This window comes from Campylobacter sp. RM16188, from assembly GCF_012978795.1.
GTDB lineage: Bacteria > Campylobacterota > Campylobacteria > Campylobacterales > Campylobacteraceae > Campylobacter_A > Campylobacter_A canis.
In genome coordinates this window covers 1-22,636 of sequence record NZ_LIWQ01000007.1, presented here as the reverse complement: position 1 = coordinate 22,636, position 22,636 = coordinate 1, and the positions used below count along the sequence as shown (strand labels likewise).

Here is a 22,636-nt window from a genome sequence, read left to right as displayed (position 1 = left end):
GCTATAAATTTTTAAATTTATTTATGTCACATTTGTCTTTTTTACGATTTTAAAGAAAACAAAGATACAATAAAATTTGATTAAATGAAAATAAGGAGAGGGTATGCCTGATAAAAAAGGTATTTTAGACTTTTATTTTAAAAGCAATTTGCTTTTACGTATTCTTATCGGACTTGTTTTAGGTGCGATATTTGGTATGATTTTTCAAAACGCAGGCGGTGCGATAGAGATATTAAAGCCATTTGGAGATCTGTTTATTAGGCTGCTTAAGATGATAGTTTTGCCTGTCATAGTCTGTACGCTGATCGTTGGAGCCAGCTCGATATCTCCTTCTCATCTTGGCAAGGTAGGCGTAAAAATCATTGCTTTTTATATGTTTACTTCGCTTTGTGCTATTGTCATAGGACTTGCCGTTGGTTCCATCCTTCAGCCGGGTGTAGGTCTAGAGCTAGCTACAAACGTAGCAAGCGCAGGTAAAGAGGCTAAAGCTCCGGGACTTATAGATATCTTGCTAAATATCATTCCGACAAACCCTTTTGAGGCTATAGCCAAGGGAGAGGTTTTGCCTACTATATGTTTTTGTCTGTTTTTCGGGATCGCGCTTGCGTTTAGTCTTGATAGTGAAAATGAGCAGGTTAGAAATTCGGCTAAAATCGTATTTTCGTTTTTTGAGGGCATGAATAGCATAATGTTTAAAGTGGTTCATTGGGTTATGCAATACGCTCCTATAGGCGTTTTTGCTCTTATTTTTATCGTATTTTCAAAGAGCGGAGCTGAGGCGTTTGGACCGCTTATAAATGTTACGGTAAGTGTTTATGTCGGACTAATTTTACAAATTTTGCTTGTTTATTGTGTCATTTGTGTTTTTATTAGGCTTAGCCCTATTAAATTTTTATCCAAAGTCCGCCCGCCGATGATTACTGCGTTTGTTACCAGATCGTCAGGTGCTACTTTGCCTATTTCTATGGAGACGGCTGAAAAGGATATGGGTGTGCCAAGAGGTGTGTATGGATTTACTTTGCCCGTGGGCGCAACCATAAATATGGACGGAACGACTATCTATCTTGGCGTTTGTGCGATATTTGTAGCTAATGTCGTGGGTATGCCGCTTGATTTCTCTCAACAACTAACCGTAGTTATCACGGCGGTTCTCGCTTCCATAGGAACGGCCGGAGTGCCGGGTGCCGGAGCCATAATGCTTCTTATGGTTCTTGAGTCTGTCGGGTTAAAAGTAGAAGCCGGAAGCGTTATAGCTATAGCCTACGGTATGATTTTGGGAATTGATGCCGTGCTTGACATGGGAAGAACATCTATGAACGTCGTTGGCGATATGATGGGAGCGATATTTGTCGCAAAAAGTGAAAAAGAGCTTGATGAAAAGCTTTGGGAGTAGAATTAAAATTCAAAGAGAGCAAAAACTCTCTTTGAATTTTTAGTAATAAACTTTCTTTGATATAAATTTACGCATGAAAATTAAACTCTTCGGGATGATTAAGAGCGTAATTAAATTTTTCCATATCCACTTTTTTATCCCATATTGAGATTATTAAGCATCCTACGGCATTTCCGCAAAGATTTCCCACTGCACGCATTTCAGACATAAATTTATCAACCCCTAACAATACCGCTACTGTAACTACGGGAATTCCTGCGCTTGGAAGAGCGGCTAGGGTGCCTGCAAGCACGATAAAACCGGAGCCCGTTACTCCCACTGCGCCCTTGCTGGTAACCATAAGGATGATTAAAATTTGTATGAGATGCTCTATGCTAAGCGGAATTCCAAACGCTTGAGCCAAGAAGATTACGCTTAAGCTTAGATATATGTTGGTGCAGTCAAGATTAAACGAATATCCAGTAGGTATGATAAGACCCACGGCTCCGCGATGAATTCCTGCTGCTTCTAGCTTTTGCATAAGAGGAGCAAGAGCTGTTTCGCTAGAGCTTGTGGCAAATACCACTAAAACCTCTTTGGCTATAAAGCGCATAAATTTAAAGATATTAACCTTTACGAGATAGCATATCAGCCCAAGAACGCCGAATATAAAAAATAAGCTTGCTGCAGCCATTACAAAAAGCAATTCAAGCATACCAAGCAAAGAGTCTATGCCGAATTTTCCTATCAGAAACGCCATAGCGGAAAATGCAGCCACCGGGCTAAATAGCATTAAAATCGTAAGCAGCTTTAAGACCCAATGTTGAACTACCTCAAGCGGCTTTAAAATTTTCTTTTTATGTTCGTGCTTTAAAAACGATATGATCACTGCCGTAACTATCGCCATAAATAGCACTTGAAGGGTGTTTGAAGTAAGAAACGGGGTGATAGGATCGCTTGGAACGGCACTTTTTAAGATGGCCCAAACTGAGCCCACATCTTTATCTATGTGAGTGTATTTTTCGACACTTCCCGGATCTAGCGTAGTGTAGTCAAGATGCATGTTGTGACCAGGCTTTAAAACCTCTCCAAATAAAATTCCCACCGCAAGCGCGATTGTGCTTACTATCTCAAAATATATAAAGCCTTTAAGTCCTATACTTCCAAGTTCTTTCATGCTTTCAAGCCCGATTATGCCTGAAACTATAGTAAGAAAAATAATCGGTCCTATTAGTGCTTTTAAAGCCTTTATAAACCAATCAATTCCCGGCTTGCTCGCTACGCCTATATCAGGCAAAGCCATACCTACTGCTATACCTGCAGCTATGCCCAAAACCACCCAAAAGGCAAGACTAGTAACGATTTTTGTGAATTTGCTTTTAGATTTTGGTTTAATTAGATGAGCTTCTGACAAGAAACCTCCTTTTTTCTTAAATACTTTCAAAGCGGTTATTTTATCAGAAACAATATTAAAAATAAAATTAAATTTTAAAAATTATAAAATTTTAAAGTAGTAGAAAGAGGGAGAAAATCTCCCTTTAAATAAGTATTATAAACTCTCTTTTATCTCGATAGATTCGATCTTGTCGCCGCCTCTTACGCTGTCAAGTACCTTTAGACTGTCTTCGTCTATCGCTTGCCCAAAAACCGTATGAACTCCGTCAAGATGAGGTTGTGCGCTATGACATACGAAAAACTGGCTCCCTCCCGTATCAGGACCCGCGTGCGCCATAGATAGGCTTCCGCGTTTATGCTTGCTCTTTTGACCTCTGCATTCGCATTTTATCCTCCAACCGGGACCGCCGGTGCCTGTTCCGTAAGGACAGCCGCCTTGGATAACGAAATTCGGTATAACGCGGTGGAAATTTAGCCCGTCATAAAATCCGTCGTTTGCCAAAGTAGCGAAATTCATAACCGTTTGAGGCGTTTCTTCGCCAAAAAGCTCAAGTTTTATATCGCCTTTTTCGGTATGGATAACGGCAAATTTAAATTTTGCCAACTCGTCTTGATCGATCTCGTAAATTTTTAACTCGTCATTTCTCATTTTTTTCCTTTATTCTATATTTGTATAAACAGCTTGCACGTCATCATCGTCTTCAAGCTTGTCAAGAAGCTTTTCTACCTCTTGCATCTCTTCTTCACTTAAGCTTATCGGCGAATTTGCTATGTATTGCAAGCTTGCCTTTTTGCTCTCAAGCCCAAGCTTTTCTATACCCTCGTGAAGCGTGCCAAAGCTTGTATAATCTCCGTATATGTAAAGCGTATCGCCTTCGCTTTCAAGCTCGGTAAGTCCGAAATCAATTAGTTCTAGCTCAATTTCGTCAGGCTCGATTTGAGGCATATTGAGCTCAAAGACGCTCTTTCTGGTAAACATAAAGCTTAAGCTTCCGCTTGGAAGCACCTCTCCGCCGTTTTTGCTAAATATCGCCTTGACGTTTGCTACGGTTCTGGTAGGATTATCAGTGGCGCATTCTACGATTATTTGCACTCCGTGAGCGGCTTTTCCGTCGTAAAATATAGTCTTGATATCGGCGCTATCTTTGCCGTTTGCTCTTTTTATCGCCGCGTCGATGTTGTCTTTTGGCATATTTTCGCTCTTTGCGGCTGCTATCGCTGCGCGAAGCTTAGGATTCATATCAGGATCCGTTCCGCCCTCTTTAGCGGCTACCGTTATAGCCTTGGCCAGTTTTGGAAATACCTTACTCATCTTGTCCCAGCGAGCCTCTTTGGCCGCTCTTCGGTATTCAAATGCTCTTCCCATAAATTTTCCTTAAAAAAATTTTGGAAATTATAGCCAAAAAAGATTATTATCTTTTTAAAATTTAAGAGGTTTTGCGAGCTGTTAGCTTAAAATTTATAGTTAAAATACTATAATTACCAAATGATTACACAAGCTACCAAACAAGACGCTTTGCGTTGTATCGAACTACTGAATTTAGCTATGGATGATATCGCTTTTGCACTTAGCGGAACTACCGACAAGTTAAAAAGTAACGAAATTCTAACCTCTTTTTTTGTTCAGGATATTAACAGATTAAGTTATAAAAACGTTTATGTTTTTAAACACGAAAAGGATATAGTTGCAGCCGTTTGCGCCTACTATGGAGGAGATGCAAATAGTCTTGACGCTCCTATTTTAGAACATCTTAAGAAATTTAATCCGGCCGCTAAAGTAGAAAAAGAGTGCTTTGAGGATGAGTTTTATATCGATAGTATAGCTGTTGATGAGAGATTTCGCGGGCAGGGAATTGCAGGAAAGCTAATAAAATTTATATTTGAAGTGGCTAAACTCAAAGAGTATGAAAAAGTATCTTTGATAGTAGAACAAGATAAGGTAAAAGAGAGAGAATTTTACGAGAGACTAGGCTTTGTAATCAATCAGGAAATGACGATAAATTCGCATAAATATTATCACATGATAAAGGAAATTCTATGAAACATTTTAAAGTTGCCAATGTGCATTGTCAAAACTGCGCAAATACCATAAAAAGCGCGCTTGAAGATGAATTCGGAACGATTGAAGTTGATTTAAGTCGTGAGCCAAAAGTGGTTAGTGTAAATTTAGACGATAAAGATGTAAGTAAATTTATATCCGAGCTTGATGATCTTGGATTTGAAGTGATAGAGCAGATTTAGCTATGTCAAAAAGTATCAAGCTCAATATCGCGGGCATGACCTGCGTGAATTGTTCAAACGCTATAGAAAGAGTCGCTAAAAAGATGGATGGCGTAGAGGACGCTAAGGTTAGCTTTGCTAATGCTACGGGCGAATTTATAGTAGCTAGTGAAGAAGTAAGAACCAAGCTTGAAGAAAAGATCAAAAAGCTAGGCTACGAGATCGCTAAGGATATGAGCGAATTTGAGAAAAAAAGAGCCTTGCATATAAAAAACCTACGCAACAACTTTATCGCCGCAGCGGTAATAAGCGCTGTAATAATGTGGCTTGAGATGACTGGAAGTATGAGCGAGCTAAAAGCATTTGTGATGCTCTTTTTGGCATTCATCGCTCTTGCGGTTTGCGGTAAGGAGTTTTTCGTGCACGCTTACGGCGCGCTTAAAAACAGAAATTACGATATGAACGTGCTTGTAGCGCTTGGCACTTCGATGGCGTTTCTTTACTCGGTGTTTGTCTTTTTAGCCCCAAATTTGATGCCTGAAAATATGCGCCATATGTATGTTTCAGGCTCTGCGATGATTATTACTTTTATCCTGCTTGGCAAATTTCTTGAGGAGCGCTCAAAGGCTAGGGCGGGGGATTATCTAAAAAGCCTTATGGATCTTTCCCCTAAGGTAGCTTTAGTGCTAAAGCCTGACGGACAGGCCATAGAAACAGATGTGCAAAACCTAAAAATAGGCGACATCGTAATGGTAAAAGCGGGTTTTCACGTGCCTTGCGACGGAGTTATCATAAACGGCGGAGCCGAGCTTGACATGTCTATGCTTACGGGCGAGAGCCTGCCTGTGTATAAAAAAACGGGCGATGAGGTAAACGCAGGCACCATAAACACAAACGGCTATCTGAATGTAAAAGTTACAAAGCCGTCAAATCAAACTTTGCTAGCTCAAATTTTACATCTATTAAGCGATGCCAGCACGAAAAAAATGCCGATTAGTCGATTTGCCGATAGGGTTGCAAATATCTTTGTGCCGACCGTTATTATTATAGCCGTGGTTACGTTTTTGATCTGGTTTGCAGTTACCGGAAATGCTGTGCAAGGCGTTTTAAGTGCGATTTGCGTACTTATCATATCTTGTCCTTGTGCGCTTGGGCTGGCTACTCCTATTGCTATTATCTCATCACTTTCTTTGGGCGCTAAAAACGGAATTTTGATAAAAAATCCCGAAGTCATAGAGGTGCTTCACACCGCCAAATACGCGATATTTGATAAAACCGGCACTCTTACAAAAGGTGAAATTTCGGTTAATTTTACCGATATAAACGAAGATGATTTGGCTCTAATCGCAGCTCTTGAAGCAAAAAGCTCGCACCCTATATCAAAAGCGATTGTTGAGTATGCAAACGAGCTTGATCTTAAAATTTTAGGCAACGACAGTGGTTTTGAAAATATCGCAGGAAAAGGCATAAGAAGCCTTGATGAAAGCGAGATAGTCGTGGGCAATGAAGGCTTTTTGAAAGAATTTGGCATAGAGATTCCCGATTCTTCAAAAGAGCAAATTTTAAAGATGCAAAATGACGGAAATGGCGTGGTTTTGGCTGCAATAAGGAAAAAATTCGTAGGATTTATAAGCCTTAGCGATACCTTAAAGGAAAATGCTAAAGAGATTATAGACGAGCTGAAAAATAAAAATATAATTCCTGTAATGCTAACGGGGGATAATGTTTTTACCGCTAAAAACGTAGCGCTAAAGATCGGTATCGAAAAGGTCTTTGCAGGAGTTTTGCCTAATGAAAAATTTGAGATTATCAAAGAGCTTCAAAAGGACGCCAAGGTCGTGTTTATAGGAGACGGCATAAACGATTCGCCTTCGCTTAAGCAAGCTGATATCGGCATAGCCATGAGCAGTGGAGCCGACATAGCAAAGGACGCGGGCGATATAGTTCTTATCAAAAATGACCTTGAAAGCGTTGTTAAAGCGATAAATTTGGCTAAAGATACGATGAAAACGATCAAGGAAAATTTATTCTGGGCATTTATCTATAATCTAATCTGTATCCCTGTGGCTGCAGGTGCGCTCTATCCGGTATTTAAGATAGTTTTAACTCCGGTTTATGGAGCGATTGCTATGTGCTTTAGCTCGGTAACCGTTGTTTTAAATTCAATTCGCCTAAGGTTTAAGAAAATTTAAATTTAGTAAAATCACAAAAATTTAAAAGGACTATGATGAAGCTTGGCGAATTTTATTCGGTTGTGTGTAGAGTTTTTGCTGTCGGTTTTTCAAATTCGTTAAATGATCAAATTTTTGAACAGATCAAGAAAAACGGCGAGTGGTTTTTGCAAAATGATAGCCAAGCCAATAATAAAGGAAGATCTCTTTATAAAGAAGCGATTGAGAGCGAAGATATAAAGGATATAGAGGCTGACTTTAAGAATTTGCAAAAGTATTTTCTCGCTACATATTTTTTCAAAGGCGATGATGAAAGGCTTGCCAAGCTTTATCAAATTTGCGGATTTGAGCCGAATTTAAAATCATCAAAGATAGACAGCATAAGCAATCAGCTATCGTTTTTATCGGCTATCTTAAAGCTTGAAGCCAATGAAAAGACAGAGGAAATTTTAGGCGTGTTTTTAAGCTCATATCTGCTTCCTTATGCTGCAAAACTCGCTCCTACGCTTCAAAAAGAGGCAAAAAGCAAATTTTACCGCGGACTTGGATATCTTTTTGAAGATTTTACCGGCGGACTTGAAAAGACTCTTAAAATAAGGGTCGTTCCTAGATGAGTTGGTGGAACGAAATTTACAATAACTTTGATCCCGTAGCTTTTAAAATTTTCGGTATAAGTGTTCATTGGTACGGGCTGATGTATGTTTTGGCTTTGCTTGTTGCACTGGGCGTGGCTAAATTTATCGTTAAATTTGATAAGGTTAATATCTCAAATTCGCTTCTTGATAACTATTTTTTCTGGGTTGAGATAGGCGTTATTTTAGGCGCTAGAGTCGGATATATACTCATTTACGACCCAAATACACTTTATTATATAACTCAACCTTGGCAAATTTTTAATCCTTTTTACAACGGAGAATTCGTAGGAATTCGCGGCATGAGTTATCATGGTGCGGTAGTTGGATTTTTGCTTGCTACGTGGGCGTTTTGTAAAAAATACAAGCAAAATACTTGGGCTTTACTTGATCTAGTTGCGCTAAGTATCCCGCTTGGATATTTTTTCGGACGAATCGGAAATTTCTTAAATCAAGAGCTTTTTGGCAGGGTTACGGACGTGCCTTGGGGGATATATGTAGCAGGTATGCTTAGACACCCTTCTCAAATTTATGAAGCGGTTTTAGAAGGCGTTGTGATATTTTTAATTTTATTTACTTATCGAAAATTTAAGAAATTTGACGGCGAACTCATAGCTTTATATGCCATTTTATACACCATAGCAAGATTTATATGCGAGTTTTACAGAGAGCCTGATTTCGGGCTTGGATTTGTATTTTTAGGTCTTTCGATGGGGCAAATTCTATCTCTTGTAATGCTTCTTGCAGGAGTGCTTGCTTACTTCTATTTAAGAGATAAAAATAGACATAATTTTAAATCTATTTAAAGTTGCTTTGTGATAATATAACAATTAAATTTTAAATTTATAATTTAAAATTATTATAAGTTATTAATAACAAATTTCAATATAGGAGTGCTCATGAGTGGGCTAATCGAAGGTTTCTTGGGGAGGCAGGCGGACTGCAAAAAGAGTCGTTTGCCGGCGGTTTGGGACAGATGGCAGAGTATCACGGGATTTATTCTCGCCTGTTTTATTCTTTGTCATATGGTTTTTACATCAACTATCTTGTTTGGCAAGGACGCTTTTAATGCGGTTGTAGGTTTTGCCGAGGCTAAATTTCTGTTTGGTGAATCCACTTGGTGGATTACAAACGTCATAGCGGCTATAATTTTTGTAGTTTTTATCGCTCATGCGTTTTTGGCTATGCGAAAATTTCCTGCGAATTTTAGACAGTATTTGATGTTTAGAGGACACAAAGATCGCATCAGACACCTAGATACTACACTTTGGTGGTTTCAGTTTTTAACCGGATTCGCGCTATTTTTCGCGGCAAGCGGACACTTAGTGGATATAGTTTTTGGCGGACATATCACTGCCGATAGCTCTGCTTTAAATTTTGCTAGACTTGAGTTTTTCTACCTTGCTTTACTTGTCTTCATGGTTGTTCATGCAGGTGTAGGTATGTATAGACTATATGTAAAATGGGTGAGTATAGAGGGTGTTAATAGAGCCGAAATGCTAGCTAAGAGAAATAAGGCTAGAACAGTTATATTTGCGGTTTTTGGCGGGCTAGCCGTGATCGCTTTGATTGCGGACTTTGTCTGGATCAGCCTTAGTTAGTAGATAGGAGCTAGTAATGAATATAAAATATTGTGATGCATTGGTTATAGGCGGCGGACTTGCAGGACTTAGAGCTGCGGTTGCTGCAGGAGAAAAGGGACTTAGCACTATCGTTTTGAGTTTAATCCCTGTTAAGAGATCTCACTCTGCGGCTGCTCAAGGCGGTATGCAAGCGAGCCTTGGAAATTCTAAAATGAGTGAAGGCGATAATGAGGATGTGCACTTTGCCGATACGGTAAAAGGAAGCGACTGGGGTTGCGATCAAGAAGTGGCTAGAATGTTTTGTCAAACAGCTCCAAAAGCTATCCGTGAGCTTGCCGCTTGGGGTGTGCCTTGGACGAGAATTACCAAAGGCGAAAGAAGTGCTATTATCAACGCTCAAAAGACAACCATAGTAGAAAAAGAAGAGGTTCACGGGCTTATTCACAGCCGCGACTTTGGCGGTACTAAAAAATGGAGAACCTGCTATACGGCTGACGCTACGGGTCATACTATGCTTTTTGCCGTGGCAAACGAAGCGTTAAAACATAACGTTGAAATTCACGATAGAAAAGAGGCTATCGCTCTAATCCACCAAAACAACCGCTGCTACGGCGCTATCGTAAGAGATTTAGTAAATGGCGAGATCACGGCTTACGTTTCAAAAGGCACCTTGATAGCAACAGGCGGATACGGAAGAGTATATAAACACACTACAAATGCCGTAGTTTGCGAAGGTATCGGTGCGGCGATCGCTCTTGAAACGGGTATCGCGCAACTTGGTAATATGGAAGCGGTTCAGTTTCACCCAACACCGATCGTTCCAAGCGGAATTTTATTAACAGAAGGTTGTCGCGGTGACGGCGGAATTTTGCGTGATGTGGACGGATACCGCTTTATGCCTGATTATGAGCCTGAGAAAAAAGAGCTTGCAAGCCGTGACGTCGTAAGTCGTCGTATCATGGAGCATATAAGAAAAGGCAAAGGCGTAAAAAGCCCTTACGGCGAGCACGTGTGGCTTGATATAAGCATACTTGGTCGTGAGCATATCGAGAAAAATTTACGCGACGTTCAAGAAATTTGCGAGATATTTAACGGCATAGATCCTGCAGATACCGAGCTTGATGAAAACGGAATCGGTAAAGGCTGGGCGCCGATACTTCCTATGCAGCATTATTCAATGGGCGGTATCAAAACCAAGCCAAACGGCGAAAGCCCGACATTGGCAGGCTTATTTAGCGCCGGCGAGGCTGCTTGCTGGGATATGCACGGATTTAACCGCCTTGGCGGAAACTCTGTTTCCGAAACGGTTGTTGCGGGTATGATTGTGGGTGATTATTTTGCTGATTACTGCAAGAGCCACGATATAGAGATAAATACAAAAGATATAGAAAAATTCGTAAAATCTCAAAACGACTACCTGCAAGGACTCCTTGATAAAGAGGGTAAATTTAACGTATTTGAGATCAAAAACAAGATGAAAGACATCATGTGGGATTATGTTGCGATTTTTAGAACAGGCGAAGGGCTTGAGACAGCCGTAAGAGAGCTTGAAGAGCTTTATAAACACTCGCTTGACGTTAAAGTTGCAAACAAAAATCTATTTGGCAATCCTGAACTTGAAGAGGCTTACCGCGTACCAAAGATGCTAAAACTTGCTCTTTGTGTAGCTTACGGCGCGCTTCTTAGAACCGAAAGCCGCGGCGCTCACAGTAGAGAGGATTATCCGAAAAGAGATGATGCAAACTGGCTAAACAGAACTCTAACAAGCTGGAAAGAGGGCGCTACAATGCCAACAGTTGAATACGAACCGCTTGATATAATGAAGATGGAAATTCCACCTGCATTTAGAGGATACGGAGCCAAAGGAAACATCATCGAGCACCCAGATAGCGCAGTTCGCCAAAAAGAAGTTGATGAAATTCGCGCTAAAATGGAGGCAGAAGGCAAAGGTAGATATGAAATTCAAAATGCACTTATGCCTTATGAATTACAACCAAAATATAAAGCACCAAATGAAAGAGCAGGTATAGGATATGAGTAGAAAAATTACGATAAAAGCTTTTAAATATAATCCATTAAGCAAAATTTCAAAGCCGCATTTTGCGACTTATGAGCTTGAGGAGACACCGGGTATGTCGCTATTTATCGCGCTTAATCAAATTCGTGAGAAATTTGATCCTGATCTTAGCTTTGACTTTGTGTGTCGCGCGGGAATTTGCGGAAGTTGCGCAATGCTGGTAAATGGTAAGCCTGTGCTTGCCTGCAGAACCCTTACTAAAGATTTTGAAAGCGGAGTTATCGAGCTTATGCCGCTTCCTGTGTTTAAGCTTTTAAAAGATCTAAGCGTAGATACGGGCAACTGGATGAACGCTATGAGTAAGCGCGTAGAAAGCTGGATACATACCGATCACGAGACTGATATAAGCAAGCTTGAAGAAAAAGTTGAGCCTGAAGTGGCGCAAGAGGTTTTTGAGCTTGATAGATGTATAGAGTGCGGAATTTGCGTAGCCGCTTGCGGAACTGCGATAATGAGACCTGATTTTATCGGTGCCGTGGGGCTTAACCGTGTTGCGAGATTTAAGATCGATGCGCTTGATAAGAGAACCGATGAGGACTTTTACGAGCTTATAGGCGATGATGACGGAGTGTTTGGTTGTATGACCTTGCTAGCGTGCGAGGATAACTGCCCAAAACACCTTCCGCTTCAAAGCAAAATCGCTTATATGCGTAGAAAGATGGCTGTAATAAAGTAGCCAGAGGGAGATGAAAATCTCCCTTAAAATTTACTCCGATAGTTTCTATCATCGTTTTTTGATATGCTTCAAATAAAATTTTACTAAGGACAAAATCTTAAATTAGTAAAATTCTTTTGCGAATATATGGTTGTTGAATGAGAAATTTGAATTTAGTTTATTAAAATAAAATTTCTTACTTTTTATTCTAAAAAGTTTAGTTTGATTGGCTATTAGCTTTGGAATTCTTCAGTTTTTCTTGGTGCGGTTTTAGGTTGCTTAAGCCGTAGACCTTATATACAAGAAAGGGTTTAAATATTCGCAATCGTTTTGTTAAATTAAATTTGGCGGGGAAGTATTTTGAATCAAATTTGCAATTGATAAAGCGGACTTTATTTATAAAAGCCCGCTTTGATTATCTATTCTACAAAGTATTTTTTAGCATATTGCGCATCTTCGTATAAAGCTGTTCCAAATTTTTGCTTGCCGTAGTTTTTAAATATCTCTTGAGCCTCGTTGCCTTTTAAAAATTCTATAAACTCATCAGCCGCTTTAGGAGCGTCTTTCGCGCTCATTGCTGCATAGACGTTTATAAGTACTTCATCACCGGAAAATAAAACATCGCTATTTTTTAGCTCATCTTTTATCATCTTATAAGTGCTTGAATCGCTCATAAAATACCCTTTCGTCTCGTCTGCTTTTCGTAGAGTAGCCATCATAAAGTCGCGATTTGGCTTGTACCACTCTCCGCTTGGCTCGATGTTTGCTAGCTTCCATATACTAAGCTCTTTTACGTGCGTTCCGCTTTTATCGTCTCTTGTGTAAAACAAAGCTTTTGCGTTTGCTATCTTTGCATATGCTTCAGAGGCCGTTTTTGCCGTTTTTATGCCCGCCGGATCTTCCTTGGGTCCTATGATATAAAATTCATTTGAGCCGATTAGAGTGCGGTTTTTGGCTAGTCCTTGTGACACCAGAGCCTTTTCTTCTTTTGGCGAGTGGGTCATAGAGATATCTACCTTGCCCTCTTTGAGTAAGCTTAATCCTTTGCCACTACCTGCTTTGATCCAGCAAATTTTAGTATCGTTTTTAGCGTTAAATTTCTGCGCTAATTCCTCTACTAAACCAAGTTCTCCTGGACTTCCTGTAGCCAGCTTAAGCTCATTTGTGCCGTTTCCGTAAATTTTTGTGCACTCTAATGCATAAAAATTTGACACCAAAATAGCACCGAGTAACAAAATCTTTTTCATAATATCTCCTTTGTGATAAGTTATGAAATTTTAGCATATCTAAGATAACAAAAAGCGTTTAAATTTTGATTAGAAAAAAGAGGGGGGGGCGGTTATACGCCCCGAGGTGTCAAAAATTAATTTAGCAGATCAAATTTATACCCAAGTTGTAGCCAAAGTTCGTTTTGATCTGTTTTTGTAACTTTGTTTGCAGTGTCGTAGTTCTCTCTTTCAAGCTCGACATAAGTTACCGATGCGGACAAGCCTTTAACTTGAGGAATGTTATAGCTTGCTATTGCAGCCCAGCCTTCTATATCCATTCTCTCACCTTTTTTAGTCGCGCCCGCATTTACGTTAGGGGCGTCTTGCTCGCCTTTTACGTATTGAAACGAGGTTTTAAGGCCGTTTAGCCCTATGGCGCCAAAATCATATCCAAGTATAAATTTGTGAGTATCCATTCCTGCAAAGCCTGTAAAGACAAAAGGTCCGCGAATAGGCAAGAAAGTGTATGATCCAGGACCGTTTCCAACACCAAAGAGTAAAGCGTCATCATCGCTTACCGTTGTATATGCGTAGCTCGCGTTAAATCCTGCCAGATCGTAAATTCCGGCTCTAAATCCAAGCATATCGCCTTCGTAGTTTAAATTATCAAGCGTATCGGTTGTGCGAGAGCCTTTGTAGTTTGCATCAAAACCCAAGCTAAATAGCTCAAGAGGGAATTTTAGATTCATTTCGGCTAAAAATAAATTTATATCGCCTTTTGCGCTTGGTTTTGCTTCAAGATCGGTTACTCTTGCATAAGCACCTGTTAATTTCAAATTTTCCATAGGCTCATTTATGATAGCGCCTGTAAAGATGTTGTCAAATTTAAACGCCACAGGTCCCATGCCGCCTATGATGGTTTTGTCTTTAAATTTAGGTGCATGACCGTTTTTGTGCCCTGAAACTACGGCACTTCTACCTTGGAATTTATAATACCAACCGCCTATTAAAGTCGTATTTGGAAGCGACTTATCTCTTATGGTAAGACCCTCGAAAGCCTCTTTAAAAGCACGAGTGTAGTTGCCCGCTACAAGCGGAGTAGTAACGTATTGACGACCGAATTTGATATCGGTTTGATTAAGCATATAGCCGATGTATGCTTCAGATAGTACAAAACCCTCTGTTCTCCACTCTTTATCATACATTGTGTTGTTCTTTTTTTTCTCGTTGATCGGCAGTAAATTCGCCTGCCCCGTAACACCTAATCTAAAGCCGTAAAATGAACCTGTTGTATAGCCAAGCTCAAACTGCACACCAAGAAGCTCTTCGTCGTGCACACTGCTTCTTTCGTCTTTTTGATCTACGTATGTGGCTTGAACCTTGCCGTTTAATTTGCCGCCCGTAAGAGCGTCTACAAGCGAATCAGAAGCGTTTGCAACACCAAAGCAGCCTATCACGGCTGCTGCCAAGCTAAGCTTAATCAATCTCATGAAAACTCCTTGTAAGATATTAGTTATAATTAATATTAAAATATAATATTAAAAGATATACTTAAAAATTATATCATACAAAAAGCTTAAAATTTGCTTTTTAAGCTTAAAATTTTACTATTTATAGCCCTTAAAATCGTATTTTTGAACTTTAACAACTTAAAATTTATATTTAAGACCAAAGTGAGATTGATATGAAATTTGATTAGTAAGACGAGTAGCTAAATTTGCAAGATTGATTAGCCGAATTTAAATCGGCTAAAGGATCAAATTTATACCACCGACCGCTCTTTAAGTAAGACGTAAAGCTTGATAGTCGATAAGAAAAACGTAACTATTGCAGGTCCAAGGATAATGCCCCAAAACCCAAATGTCGTAATTCCGGCAATCATAGCAAAAAAGATAAGCATCTCGTTTATCTTGGTCGGAATTCTCACCAAGCGATCGTTTATAAATTTTATTATAAGAGGTTTTAAAAGCGTATCGGCAACGATGGAGATAACCACGATGTTATAAACCGCAATGACGATAGCGCCGCTTAAGTTACCGTTGGCAAATTCATAAATACTAATCGGTCCCCAGACCAAAAATCCACCTACAATCGGTACAAGCGTGGCAAATCCAAACAAAATTCCCATTAAAAATCCGCTATATCCGTAAATCATTGCGATGATAGCGAACAAAAATCCTTGAAAAATAGTATTTATGATTATCGAGTAAAAAACTACGCTCATTACGTTAGCCACTTCGCTTAGGATGTATTCGGTGTCTTCAGGCTTCATAGGAACGGCTTTTTTTAAGTATTTGATAAGGTCGCTTCCGTATAGAATCGAAAAAAAGAAAAATATAATAATCATCACCATATCGACTAAAAAATTTGCGCTAAATTTGCCAATTTCTGCTAAATTTGAGATGATTTTAGCCGAGATCACTTTAAAGTCGATTTCCGTAATTAACTCTTTAAATTTAGGCTCTAGGAACTCAATTGGCGCAGGTAACGCAAAATCATAGTTTTTAATGTAATCAATCGTATTGCTTACATAATCCATGTTAAAGCTTGCTGCGTGCTTTGCCAGCGCGATGACGGCATAAAGAAAGGGCGCGATAAATAGCAAAAATAAAATCGCCGTAGTAAGAGCGGCGGATAGTGTTTCTCTGTGCTTTGTAAGCTTTAAAAATTTTACGTTTATGTTTGATGTCGCAACCGCCAATAGCATCGCGATAAAGATGTTTAGCAAAAACGGCTTAAAAAGATAAAGCAGAAGGCAAAGTGCGAAAAATACAAATATACCAAAGAAAATTTTACTATTTTTAACCATCCATATCCTCTTTACATAAAATTTGCAAGAATTTTTAACCGACAATTAGCCATATCGGCTAAATTAGAGCAATTTTAAATTTTCTTAGCATTTTAATATATAAATTCAAATTTAAACGACAAAGCAAACCCGCCGGCTAAAATTTTAGATTATTTGGGATAATTTCTCATAATTTTAGCCTTATAACGCAGATAAATTTATCCGTCAAAAAGCCCTTTTTCATCTTTAAATTTAAGCTTAAACGTATCGTAGCATTTTCCGCTTGCGATGCGACCTTTTGCGGTGCGCTCGATAAAGCCGTTTGCTAACAAGTAAGGCTCTATAACGTCTTCTATCGTGCCTTCATCCTCGCTAAGTGCCGCGGCTATAGTATTTAGCCCTAAAGGCTTGCGTTTGGCGTCAAGCAGAATTTCAAGATACTTTATATCCATTTCATCAAAGCCGATCTCATTTACTCCAAGCGCGTCAAGAGCTTCTTTGGCACGTTTTTGCGAGATGATGAGCTCATCATTTACTTCGGCAAAATCCCGAATTCGCTTTAGTAGCCTAAGTGCGATCCTTGGGGTTGCACGCGCCCTTCTTGCGACTTCAAGAGCGGCACTTTTTTCGCACTCTTTGCCAAGCTTTACCGAGGCTATTTGAACGATTCTGGCTAGCTCCTCATGGCTATAAAATTGCAGTCTAAAGTCCATCCCGAAGCGATCTCTAAGCGGAGCTGAAATCATACCCGCTCGCGTCGTAGCACCGATAAGCGTAAATTTCGGCAGGTCGATCTTGATCGTTTGCGCCGCAGGTCCTGAGCCTATGATGATATCAAGCCTAAAGTCCTCCATCGCAGGATAAAGCACCTCTTCGATAGCAGAGCTTAGGCGGTGAATTTCATCGATAAACAGCACATCGCCCTCTTGTAAATTTGTAAGCACGGCCGCTAGATCGCCACTCTTTTCTATCATCGGAGCCGCTGTCATCTTGATACTTACACCCATTTCGTTTGAGATGATGTGCGCAAGAGTGGTCTTGCCAAGCCCCGGAGGTCCGTAAAAAAGCACGTGATCAAGACACTCTCCGCGCTTTTTGGCAGCCTTGATAAACACATCTAAATTTTGCTTTATCTTTTCTTGTCCGATGTAATCTTCAAATTTTGCAGGGCGAAGCGATGTTTCAAACTCGCTTTCAAAGCTTACTTTTTCTATTTCTACGATTCTGTCCATATCTTAACTTTTTAAATTTATTGAGGTGATTTTACATTAAATTTGCTTTAAGTTGTCAAAAGGCTGAAATTTTAATCTTGTCATGCAAATTTGGATCTAAAATATCCGCTTTATCAAATTTATGTCGCGCCAAAACAAATGAATTTGCGATATAAAAGCCGCCTTTTTAGAGCAGGCTGGATTATAAAACGCCTTGTTTATTTATCCAGTAAATCTAGCCAAAATTTTAAGGCTAAAATTTAGCCAAACGCTCCTTGATAATCTCGCACGAATTCTTATCTCCAAGCTTGCAGGCTTCTGCTTCGGATTCGTATTTATCGTAAGTTGTTTTATCGATTTTGCCGTTTTTAAATTCTATACCTATTGCCGCGCATGCGTCGCTGTTTAGCATCTTACAAGCCGTAGAGTAAGAGTCGTAGGCGTAATATACATTTGACTCCACGCCATATCCGTGCTCATACATCACGCCAAGTGCGTGGCAAGCATGGGGGCTCTTGATGTAGCAAGCTTTGTCAAAAAATTTAAATGCCTTTTTATCATCTTTTGGGACGTTTTTGCCCTCGTAATACATCAATGCGAAGTTATAGCACCCTACCGCGTTGTTTAGATGGCAAGCCTTGTAGTATAGATCTTTAGCCTTTTTGTGATCTTTTTCTACAGCTTCGCCCTTATCATACATAAGCCCTAAATTTGCACAAGCACTATCTTCTTTAAGCTCACACGCCTTTGTATAAAGCTCGGCGATTTTTTTGAAATCGCGTTTTACGAGCTCGCCTTTTTTATAAATAAGCGCAAGATCAAAACAACCTGTGCCGTTATCAAGATCGCAAGCTTTACTAAAAAGCTCGTAAGCTAAATTTTGATCTTTTGCAACTCCGATAGCGTTGTAGTGCATATTTGCAAGTGCAGCACAGCCGTATCCGTCGTTTTTATCGCAAAGTTCTTTTAAAATTTCACTAGCTTTTATGTAGTCTTTTTTATCAAAAGCTTCTTTGGCTGCGTTTTTTAAGTTTGTAGTAGCAAAAACTTGAGCGCCTAACAATACAGTCAAAAATAAAATTTTTATAATTTTCAATTTCTCTCCTTTTGCTATTAAATTTATCTTTTATATTCGAATTCTTCACTTGGAAAAGCTCTTGCTTTAACCTCGTTTGCATAAGCTTTAACCGCTTCTTTTACTAAATTCGCTCCATTTAGATATCTTTTTACGAATTTTGGCTTGAACTCCTCAAAAAACCCAAGCATATCGGAAAATACAAGAACCTGCCCATCGACATCAACTCCCGAGCCTATGCCGATTACAGGCACATTTACGCTATTTGCTATCTCTTTTGCCACGTCGCTAAGGGTGCCTTCTACCACGATCGCAAATACTCCCGCTTCTTCAAGAGCCTTTGCGTCTTTTATCAAATTTTTCGCTTCGTCTTCCTTGCGACCCTTTATCTTGTATCCGCCTTCATACCTAACCTGCTGAGGCATAAGCCCTATGTGTCCCATGACGCTTATGCTGTTTTCGCAAAGCTTTTTTATGGTAGTCGCCATATTTCTGCCGCCTTCAAGCTTGACGGCATCAACTCCGCTTTTTTGGATAAATTTGATGGCGTTTTTAAGAGCTGTTCTTTCATCGGTGTAGCTACCAAAAGGCATATCGGCTACCGTCAATGCTCTTTTAGTTCCGTTTGCTACAGCCGTAGCGTGGTATAACATCATATCCATTGTAGCGCTTAGGGTGTCTTTTTTGCCGTTAAAGCTCATGTTTAAGCTATCGCCTATGAGTATGATATCCACATACTCTTCAAACAGCTTGGCAAATAGTGCATCATAAGCCGTAATCATAACTACAGGTTCTAAATTTTTCTTATTTTTTATATTATTTACGTTAATTTTTTGCTCTTTTTGGCTCATTTTCCCTGCCTTTTATGTTTATACTTGATTAATTTTATCAAAAAAATGATACAATTGCCCTGAATATTTAAGGATGGAAGTATGGGCATATTAAAAAATCTTGAGATTGACTACTCTTATGATATCGTTGAAGAATTCCTATCTCACTACTCTTTAATGTGTGATTTGATGGAGCCTTTGATCATAGGACTTACAAGACAAGATAAATTTAAAAATAATATCGAAGAGCTATTTAGAATTTTTCATAATATAAAATCCGCAGCATCATTTATGAAGGTTGAACCTATTTTAAAGCTAGCCTCTCTTAGCGAAGAGGTCTGTTCTGAAGCAAGAGATCTTACTAAGCCAGCAAATGATGAATTTGTCGATTGGCTCTTGATTGTAAGTGATCAGTTTGGTAAATATCGCGATGATATAGAGTCGGATTCGGAATTTTTTAGCGTTTTAAATCCTTTGGTTGTAAAAATTCCATCAAAGCTTGATGTTTGACAAAAAAATAAAAATAAACTACAATACGCGACTTTCTATGGGAGCGACTTGGCTTCGACAGGAGCAGAGCGGTCATGGTGGCACGTCGCTTTGAGCAAAGCGTAAAAAGCTCAAATTAAAATTAAACGCAAATAACGTTAAATTCGCTCCTGCTTACGCTAAAGCTGCGTAAGTTCAGTTGAGCCTTGCTTGTTTTGATACTATCTAAAAACATAAGCGAGTAACCCTAGATAGAGTAGGTTTGTAGTTTGACAAGCTTCAAGCTGAAATTTTGTCTTAGTCTAGCTTTTGGTTTTGGAAAGTGAGCTTTGCTAGATGAAAATTTCACTTTTGCTAAGCGTGTAGAGGCTGTGTTCGGTTTGTTTTTGGACAGGGGTTCGATCCCCCTCGCTTCCAAACCTATTACTTTTTTGACCTAACTTTCATTGTATTTCAATTACTTTTACTTCACTCAAACGCTGTAGTTTAGGGGCATTTTTGTATTTTATAGTATTTTTGTTTCATTTTATATATACTTCGTTGTAGCTTAAATAGGTCTCAAATGAGGTCTCTAGCAAAACTACTTTTGAAGTAGAGACCTAATAGTTATCGCAATAACGATTTTAAGGGTATTTTGTGGCAAATAAAACTACAAAATACTTATCTAATAAAGATGTTAGAAAACTTCCAATAAAAAATAAAAACTATGTAAGGGTAGTGGGTGAACCAAAAGAATTATATGTGAGAGTTAACCAAAGCGATATCAAAAGTTTTTGCATAAGATATAGAGATTCTAATGGCAAAAACATAAAACTTAAGCTCAATGAGTTTAGATCGAGTGTATATAGCGTAGTAGAGGCTAGAAGAGATGCAATAGCGATTGTTTCAGGATTAACAAGGAGTAGGAGTATAGGTATGATAAAAAATACTGCCAATATGTAGCAAACGCACAAGACTCTCATCATAAAATAGGCCAGAATTCCCTCATAACTTCAAATAATAGGTATTTTTTAAGCTATAGAAACATTTACTATAAAGGATCTGTCATGACAGAATCTCACGTAATTATTGTCATCTATTAAATATTAGTTTTTTTCCATTTGCTGCATAATAAGAAATATATCTAATTCATTAATATATCAAGAATCCTAATGATAATATACTATGTTTTATCACTAGGATTTCTCATTGTTGAATATCTGCGTATTTTTAGTATTAAATTTCTTGCAAATATTACTTATCAGCGGTGTTTCTTAATCTAGCGTAAACTTTGTAGTGTTCGGACTTATCATTAAACCCAAACGCAGATAAAAATTTGTCTGCAGTCTCTAATTTTTTTGGAACTATACTCCAAGTTGTGGTATGGGCAAATTTTTATTAAAAGCCGTCATTAAAGCTCTACCTATTCCTTTTCGCTGGTAATCTTTATGAACTGATATCGCATACAAATAGCTAGTAGCAAAATTATCCCTATCACTAAATGCTTGCAGGAAGCCTACGGTCTTGTCTCCTAATTTTGCAAGGGCATAATAGTCATATTGTCTAAAAATATCATAGTAGTTTTTCTTGCGGCACATCGCAATTATTGGACTTAAGTATGTCTACTATATCTCTATGGTCAAAGTTATTAGAATTTTCTATAACAATTATTTCTTTCATTGTAAGACTCCTATTTATCTGCCCGTGTTTACGAGCTTTAAAAGATATTTTCGCTATTTTATAGCTTAAACCTATTGATTAAAAACTGAATTGAAAAAATCAAAAGCAATATAATTGATATTCTGTTATTTTATTTAAGCACAATCCTTTCTTTTAAGATATTGATAATGGTAATTATATAAAATACATTGTAAATCTGGACTTAATTTATAATATATTTTAATAATTTTTAGTTATAATTAATTAAAAATTATTATATACTATAGTTTTATATCATCAATTTAGGTTTTTTCAAAATTTAAAACAATAAAACTTATATTCTATGCAGAACTAGCTATTTCAGTAAAATAAAGTAAACTTGAAAAGTTCTTAATAAATATTTCATAATTACTTTAATACAATAATTTACATATATCATACTGAAAGGTTAGATAATGAAAAAATCTATGTGCTTTATAGTTGTTGCAATGATGATTTTAGGTATTGCAGGTTGTGGTGATGAAAAGGTAAATACGGTAGAGTTTTATGAAAAGAATGATGCCGCAAGAGAGGCAACAATAAAAAAATGTGAGAGTGCAGATAAACTAAGCGCTAAAGAGAGTGCCGAGTGTAACAATGCAAAGAGAGCTCAGCAGCTTATAGGTGAAAGTAAGGCTGTAAATTTTTCTGATCTAGTAAAATAATACAAACCTAAATCAATCGCATAAATTATGAATACCAAGCTCTTTAACGGAAGAATAAATTTAACTTCTAAGATGTATACCAAAGATCAGATGGGCTTGATATATCAAGAGACTTATGGTTGTTGGATAACAATGATAGATAGCAAAGCCTCGTTTCAAATTTTTTATAATTTTTTAGGAGATGAAGACTTTACAGCAGAAGAGAGACGAGAGGTATTTTTAACAGTTCTTCAAAGAATTCTCGAAGATGGAAAAGCTATACTAGAACCTCCTTCCTATCTGTGGGATAATGAAAAGAAAAGACACAATACTCCTACAAGAGTAGTAAAGATGAAGTTCGAAAATGAGATAGCATGGGATATTCCCATAGAGGATATGATAGATTATCTTAGGCAAAAGATGATGGAAGAAGACTTTAATTCGGATAATATCTTTTGGTATGACAAATATTCTCCTAGCTTGATTTGGGATCAGGATTACGATGAAGAGTATGCTAAGTATGATAAGGATAAAACCGATGCCGTGGAAGGACAAGGGATATATTAGCCGGCTACCTGCTTTTACACTCCACTATAAATTAAGTTATCC

At 38.4% G+C, this 22,636-nt stretch carries 23 protein-coding genes and 1 other RNA gene; 14 read left to right on the top strand and 10 right to left on the bottom strand.

Annotated features, from left to right (window positions below; genetic code table 11):
- The first annotated feature begins 103 nt into the window (after nucleotides 1–103).
- Entirely contained in the window at nucleotides 104–1,393 is a 1,290-nt protein-coding gene (locus CDOM16188_RS05085; RefSeq protein WP_172199821.1) for a dicarboxylate/amino acid:cation symporter, read from the top strand.
- Between the two features lie 67 nt (nucleotides 1,394–1,460).
- Here the strand turns inward: CDOM16188_RS05085 and CDOM16188_RS05080 are convergent, their stop codons facing one another.
- From CDOM16188_RS05080 to CDOM16188_RS05070, 3 genes are all read right to left on the bottom strand, one after another.
- A complete protein-coding gene (locus CDOM16188_RS05080; RefSeq protein WP_172199819.1) occupies nucleotides 1,461–2,786 on the bottom strand; it encodes a cation:dicarboxylase symporter family transporter in 1,326 nt (441 codons plus the stop codon).
- Between the two features lie 135 nt (nucleotides 2,787–2,921).
- Nucleotides 2,922–3,416: a peptidylprolyl isomerase gene (locus CDOM16188_RS05075; RefSeq protein WP_172199817.1), complete on the bottom strand. Its 495-nt coding sequence runs from the start codon at nucleotides 3,414–3,416 to the stop codon at nucleotides 2,922–2,924.
- Between the two features lie 9 nt (nucleotides 3,417–3,425).
- The gene (locus CDOM16188_RS05070) at nucleotides 3,426–4,133 is read right to left on the bottom strand and encodes a YebC/PmpR family DNA-binding transcriptional regulator (protein ID WP_172199815.1); all 708 of its coding nucleotides are present in this window, start codon (nucleotides 4,131–4,133) and stop codon (nucleotides 3,426–3,428) included.
- Between the two features lie 120 nt (nucleotides 4,134–4,253).
- Here CDOM16188_RS05070 and CDOM16188_RS05065 point away from each other — a divergent pair, with 120 nt between their 5' ends.
- The 8 genes from CDOM16188_RS05065 to CDOM16188_RS05030 all read left to right on the top strand — a co-directional run bounded on the left by CDOM16188_RS05065 (nucleotide 4,254) and on the right by CDOM16188_RS05030 (nucleotide 12,126).
- The gene (locus CDOM16188_RS05065) at nucleotides 4,254–4,808 is read left to right on the top strand and encodes an N-acetyltransferase (RefSeq protein WP_172199813.1); all 555 of its coding nucleotides are present in this window, start codon (nucleotides 4,254–4,256) and stop codon (nucleotides 4,806–4,808) included.
- Complete coding sequence (locus CDOM16188_RS05060) at nucleotides 4,805–5,008, top strand: heavy-metal-associated domain-containing protein (RefSeq protein ID WP_172199811.1); 204 nt, start codon at nucleotides 4,805–4,807, stop codon at nucleotides 5,006–5,008. Before CDOM16188_RS05065 ends, CDOM16188_RS05060 begins: the two co-directional genes overlap by 4 nt.
- 2 nt (nucleotides 5,009–5,010) lie before the next feature.
- Complete coding sequence (locus CDOM16188_RS05055; protein WP_172199809.1) at nucleotides 5,011–7,179, top strand: cation-translocating P-type ATPase; 2,169 nt, start codon at nucleotides 5,011–5,013, stop codon at nucleotides 7,177–7,179.
- Between the two features lie 35 nt (nucleotides 7,180–7,214).
- Nucleotides 7,215–7,772, top strand: a complete 558-nt coding sequence (locus CDOM16188_RS05050; protein ID WP_172199807.1) for a hypothetical protein — start codon at nucleotides 7,215–7,217, stop codon at nucleotides 7,770–7,772.
- The gene (gene lgt, locus CDOM16188_RS05045; RefSeq protein WP_172199805.1) at nucleotides 7,769–8,596 is read left to right on the top strand and encodes a prolipoprotein diacylglyceryl transferase; all 828 of its coding nucleotides are present in this window, start codon (nucleotides 7,769–7,771) and stop codon (nucleotides 8,594–8,596) included. Before CDOM16188_RS05050 ends, lgt begins: the two co-directional genes overlap by 4 nt.
- A gap of 93 nt (nucleotides 8,597–8,689) precedes the next feature.
- Complete coding sequence (locus tag CDOM16188_RS05040) at nucleotides 8,690–9,391, top strand: fumarate reductase cytochrome b subunit (protein ID WP_172199803.1); 702 nt, start codon at nucleotides 8,690–8,692, stop codon at nucleotides 9,389–9,391.
- 16 nt (nucleotides 9,392–9,407) lie between these two features.
- On the top strand, nucleotides 9,408–11,414 hold the full coding sequence (locus CDOM16188_RS05035; protein ID WP_172199800.1) for a fumarate reductase flavoprotein subunit: 2,007 nt from the start codon (nucleotides 9,408–9,410) through the stop codon (nucleotides 11,412–11,414).
- Nucleotides 11,407–12,126 carry a fumarate reductase iron-sulfur subunit gene (locus CDOM16188_RS05030; protein WP_169940168.1) on the top strand — a complete coding sequence of 240 codons (720 nt, stop codon included), beginning with the start codon at nucleotides 11,407–11,409 and terminating at the stop codon, nucleotides 12,124–12,126. Before CDOM16188_RS05035 ends, CDOM16188_RS05030 begins: the two co-directional genes overlap by 8 nt.
- Nucleotides 12,127–12,524: 398 nt before the next feature.
- Here CDOM16188_RS05030 and CDOM16188_RS05025 read toward each other — a convergent pair whose 3' ends face one another.
- The 6 genes from CDOM16188_RS05025 to panB all read right to left on the bottom strand — a co-directional run bounded on the left by CDOM16188_RS05025 (nucleotide 12,525) and on the right by panB (nucleotide 19,238).
- Nucleotides 12,525–13,352, bottom strand: coding sequence for a substrate-binding domain-containing protein (locus tag CDOM16188_RS05025; RefSeq protein ID WP_172199797.1), 828 nt, complete (start codon nucleotides 13,350–13,352; stop codon nucleotides 12,525–12,527).
- 116 nt (nucleotides 13,353–13,468) lie between these two features.
- Complete coding sequence (locus CDOM16188_RS05020; protein WP_172199794.1) at nucleotides 13,469–14,803, bottom strand: OprD family outer membrane porin; 1,335 nt, start codon at nucleotides 14,801–14,803, stop codon at nucleotides 13,469–13,471.
- Between the two features lie 272 nt (nucleotides 14,804–15,075).
- Nucleotides 15,076–16,122 carry an AI-2E family transporter gene (locus CDOM16188_RS05015; protein WP_172199791.1) on the bottom strand — a complete coding sequence of 349 codons (1,047 nt, stop codon included), beginning with the start codon at nucleotides 16,120–16,122 and terminating at the stop codon, nucleotides 15,076–15,078.
- Nucleotides 16,123–16,319: 197 nt separating this feature from the next.
- Complete coding sequence (ruvB, locus tag CDOM16188_RS05010; RefSeq protein ID WP_172199788.1) at nucleotides 16,320–17,333, bottom strand: Holliday junction branch migration DNA helicase RuvB; 1,014 nt, start codon at nucleotides 17,331–17,333, stop codon at nucleotides 16,320–16,322.
- Between the two features lie 232 nt (nucleotides 17,334–17,565).
- On the bottom strand, nucleotides 17,566–18,408 hold the full coding sequence (locus CDOM16188_RS05005; RefSeq protein ID WP_172199785.1) for a tetratricopeptide repeat protein: 843 nt from the start codon (nucleotides 18,406–18,408) through the stop codon (nucleotides 17,566–17,568).
- 23 nt (nucleotides 18,409–18,431) lie between these two features.
- On the bottom strand, nucleotides 18,432–19,238 hold the full coding sequence (panB, locus tag CDOM16188_RS05000; RefSeq protein ID WP_172199782.1) for a 3-methyl-2-oxobutanoate hydroxymethyltransferase: 807 nt from the start codon (nucleotides 19,236–19,238) through the stop codon (nucleotides 18,432–18,434).
- An 81-nt stretch (nucleotides 19,239–19,319) separates the two neighbouring features.
- Between panB and CDOM16188_RS04995 the strand changes: the two genes are divergently transcribed.
- The 3 genes from CDOM16188_RS04995 (at nucleotide 19,320) to CDOM16188_RS04985 (ending at nucleotide 20,648) form a co-directional block, all read left to right on the top strand.
- Nucleotides 19,320–19,727, top strand: coding sequence for an Hpt domain-containing protein (locus CDOM16188_RS04995; protein ID WP_169940175.1), 408 nt, complete (start codon nucleotides 19,320–19,322; stop codon nucleotides 19,725–19,727).
- Between the two features lie 39 nt (nucleotides 19,728–19,766).
- Nucleotides 19,767–20,124: a transfer-messenger RNA gene (ssrA, locus tag CDOM16188_RS04990) on the top strand.
- A 218-nt stretch (nucleotides 20,125–20,342) separates the two neighbouring features.
- Nucleotides 20,343–20,648 (top strand): hypothetical protein, encoded by a 306-nt coding sequence (locus CDOM16188_RS04985; protein ID WP_172199779.1) that lies wholly within the window; start codon nucleotides 20,343–20,345, stop codon nucleotides 20,646–20,648.
- Nucleotides 20,649–21,049: 401 nt separating this feature from the next.
- Here the strand turns inward: CDOM16188_RS04985 and CDOM16188_RS11470 are convergent, their stop codons facing one another.
- The gene (locus CDOM16188_RS11470) at nucleotides 21,050–21,283 is read right to left on the bottom strand and encodes a GNAT family N-acetyltransferase (RefSeq protein ID WP_172199776.1); all 234 of its coding nucleotides are present in this window, start codon (nucleotides 21,281–21,283) and stop codon (nucleotides 21,050–21,052) included.
- 516 nt (nucleotides 21,284–21,799) lie between these two features.
- On the opposite strand from CDOM16188_RS11470, the gene CDOM16188_RS04975 reads away from it, so the two are divergent.
- Together CDOM16188_RS04975 and CDOM16188_RS04970 are read left to right on the top strand one after the other, a co-directional pair.
- Entirely contained in the window at nucleotides 21,800–22,048 is a 249-nt protein-coding gene (locus CDOM16188_RS04975) for an EexN family lipoprotein (RefSeq protein WP_172199773.1), read from the top strand.
- 27 nt (nucleotides 22,049–22,075) lie between these two features.
- Complete coding sequence (locus CDOM16188_RS04970) at nucleotides 22,076–22,594, top strand: hypothetical protein (RefSeq protein WP_172199770.1); 519 nt, start codon at nucleotides 22,076–22,078, stop codon at nucleotides 22,592–22,594.
- Nucleotides 22,595–22,636: the final 42 nt, after the last annotated feature.

Excerpts from the sequence above, each read along its gene's own strand:
- CDOM16188_RS05085 (WP_172199821.1), top strand. The coding sequence starts at position 104 with ATGCCTGATAAAAAAGGTATTTTAGACTTTTATTTTAAAAGCAATTTG.
- CDOM16188_RS05075 (WP_172199817.1), bottom strand. The coding sequence starts at position 3,416 with ATGAGAAATGACGAGTTAAAAATTTACGAGATCGATCAAGACGAGTTG.
- CDOM16188_RS05070 (WP_172199815.1), bottom strand. The coding sequence starts at position 4,133 with ATGGGAAGAGCATTTGAATACCGAAGAGCGGCCAAAGAGGCTCGCTGG.
- CDOM16188_RS05065 (WP_172199813.1), top strand. The coding sequence starts at position 4,254 with ATGATTACACAAGCTACCAAACAAGACGCTTTGCGTTGTATCGAACTA.
- CDOM16188_RS05060 (WP_172199811.1), top strand. The coding sequence starts at position 4,805 with ATGAAACATTTTAAAGTTGCCAATGTGCATTGTCAAAACTGCGCAAAT.
- CDOM16188_RS05055 (WP_172199809.1), top strand. The coding sequence starts at position 5,011 with ATGTCAAAAAGTATCAAGCTCAATATCGCGGGCATGACCTGCGTGAAT.
- CDOM16188_RS05050 (WP_172199807.1), top strand. The coding sequence starts at position 7,215 with ATGAAGCTTGGCGAATTTTATTCGGTTGTGTGTAGAGTTTTTGCTGTC.
- lgt (WP_172199805.1), top strand. The coding sequence starts at position 7,769 with ATGAGTTGGTGGAACGAAATTTACAATAACTTTGATCCCGTAGCTTTT.
- CDOM16188_RS05040 (WP_172199803.1), top strand. The coding sequence starts at position 8,690 with ATGAGTGGGCTAATCGAAGGTTTCTTGGGGAGGCAGGCGGACTGCAAA.
- CDOM16188_RS05035 (WP_172199800.1), top strand. The coding sequence starts at position 9,408 with ATGAATATAAAATATTGTGATGCATTGGTTATAGGCGGCGGACTTGCA.
- CDOM16188_RS05030 (WP_169940168.1), top strand. The coding sequence starts at position 11,407 with ATGAGTAGAAAAATTACGATAAAAGCTTTTAAATATAATCCATTAAGC.
- CDOM16188_RS05025 (WP_172199797.1), bottom strand. The coding sequence starts at position 13,352 with ATGAAAAAGATTTTGTTACTCGGTGCTATTTTGGTGTCAAATTTTTAT.
- CDOM16188_RS05020 (WP_172199794.1), bottom strand. The coding sequence starts at position 14,803 with ATGAGATTGATTAAGCTTAGCTTGGCAGCAGCCGTGATAGGCTGCTTT.
- CDOM16188_RS05015 (WP_172199791.1), bottom strand. The coding sequence starts at position 16,122 with ATGGTTAAAAATAGTAAAATTTTCTTTGGTATATTTGTATTTTTCGCA.
- ruvB (WP_172199788.1), bottom strand. The coding sequence starts at position 17,333 with ATGGACAGAATCGTAGAAATAGAAAAAGTAAGCTTTGAAAGCGAGTTT.
- panB (WP_172199782.1), bottom strand. The coding sequence starts at position 19,238 with ATGAGCCAAAAAGAGCAAAAAATTAACGTAAATAATATAAAAAATAAG.
- CDOM16188_RS04995 (WP_169940175.1), top strand. The coding sequence starts at position 19,320 with ATGGGCATATTAAAAAATCTTGAGATTGACTACTCTTATGATATCGTT.
- CDOM16188_RS11470 (WP_172199776.1), bottom strand. The coding sequence starts at position 21,283 with ATGTGCCGCAAGAAAAACTACTATGATATTTTTAGACAATATGACTAT.
- CDOM16188_RS04975 (WP_172199773.1), top strand. The coding sequence starts at position 21,800 with ATGAAAAAATCTATGTGCTTTATAGTTGTTGCAATGATGATTTTAGGT.
- CDOM16188_RS04970 (WP_172199770.1), top strand. The coding sequence starts at position 22,076 with ATGAATACCAAGCTCTTTAACGGAAGAATAAATTTAACTTCTAAGATG.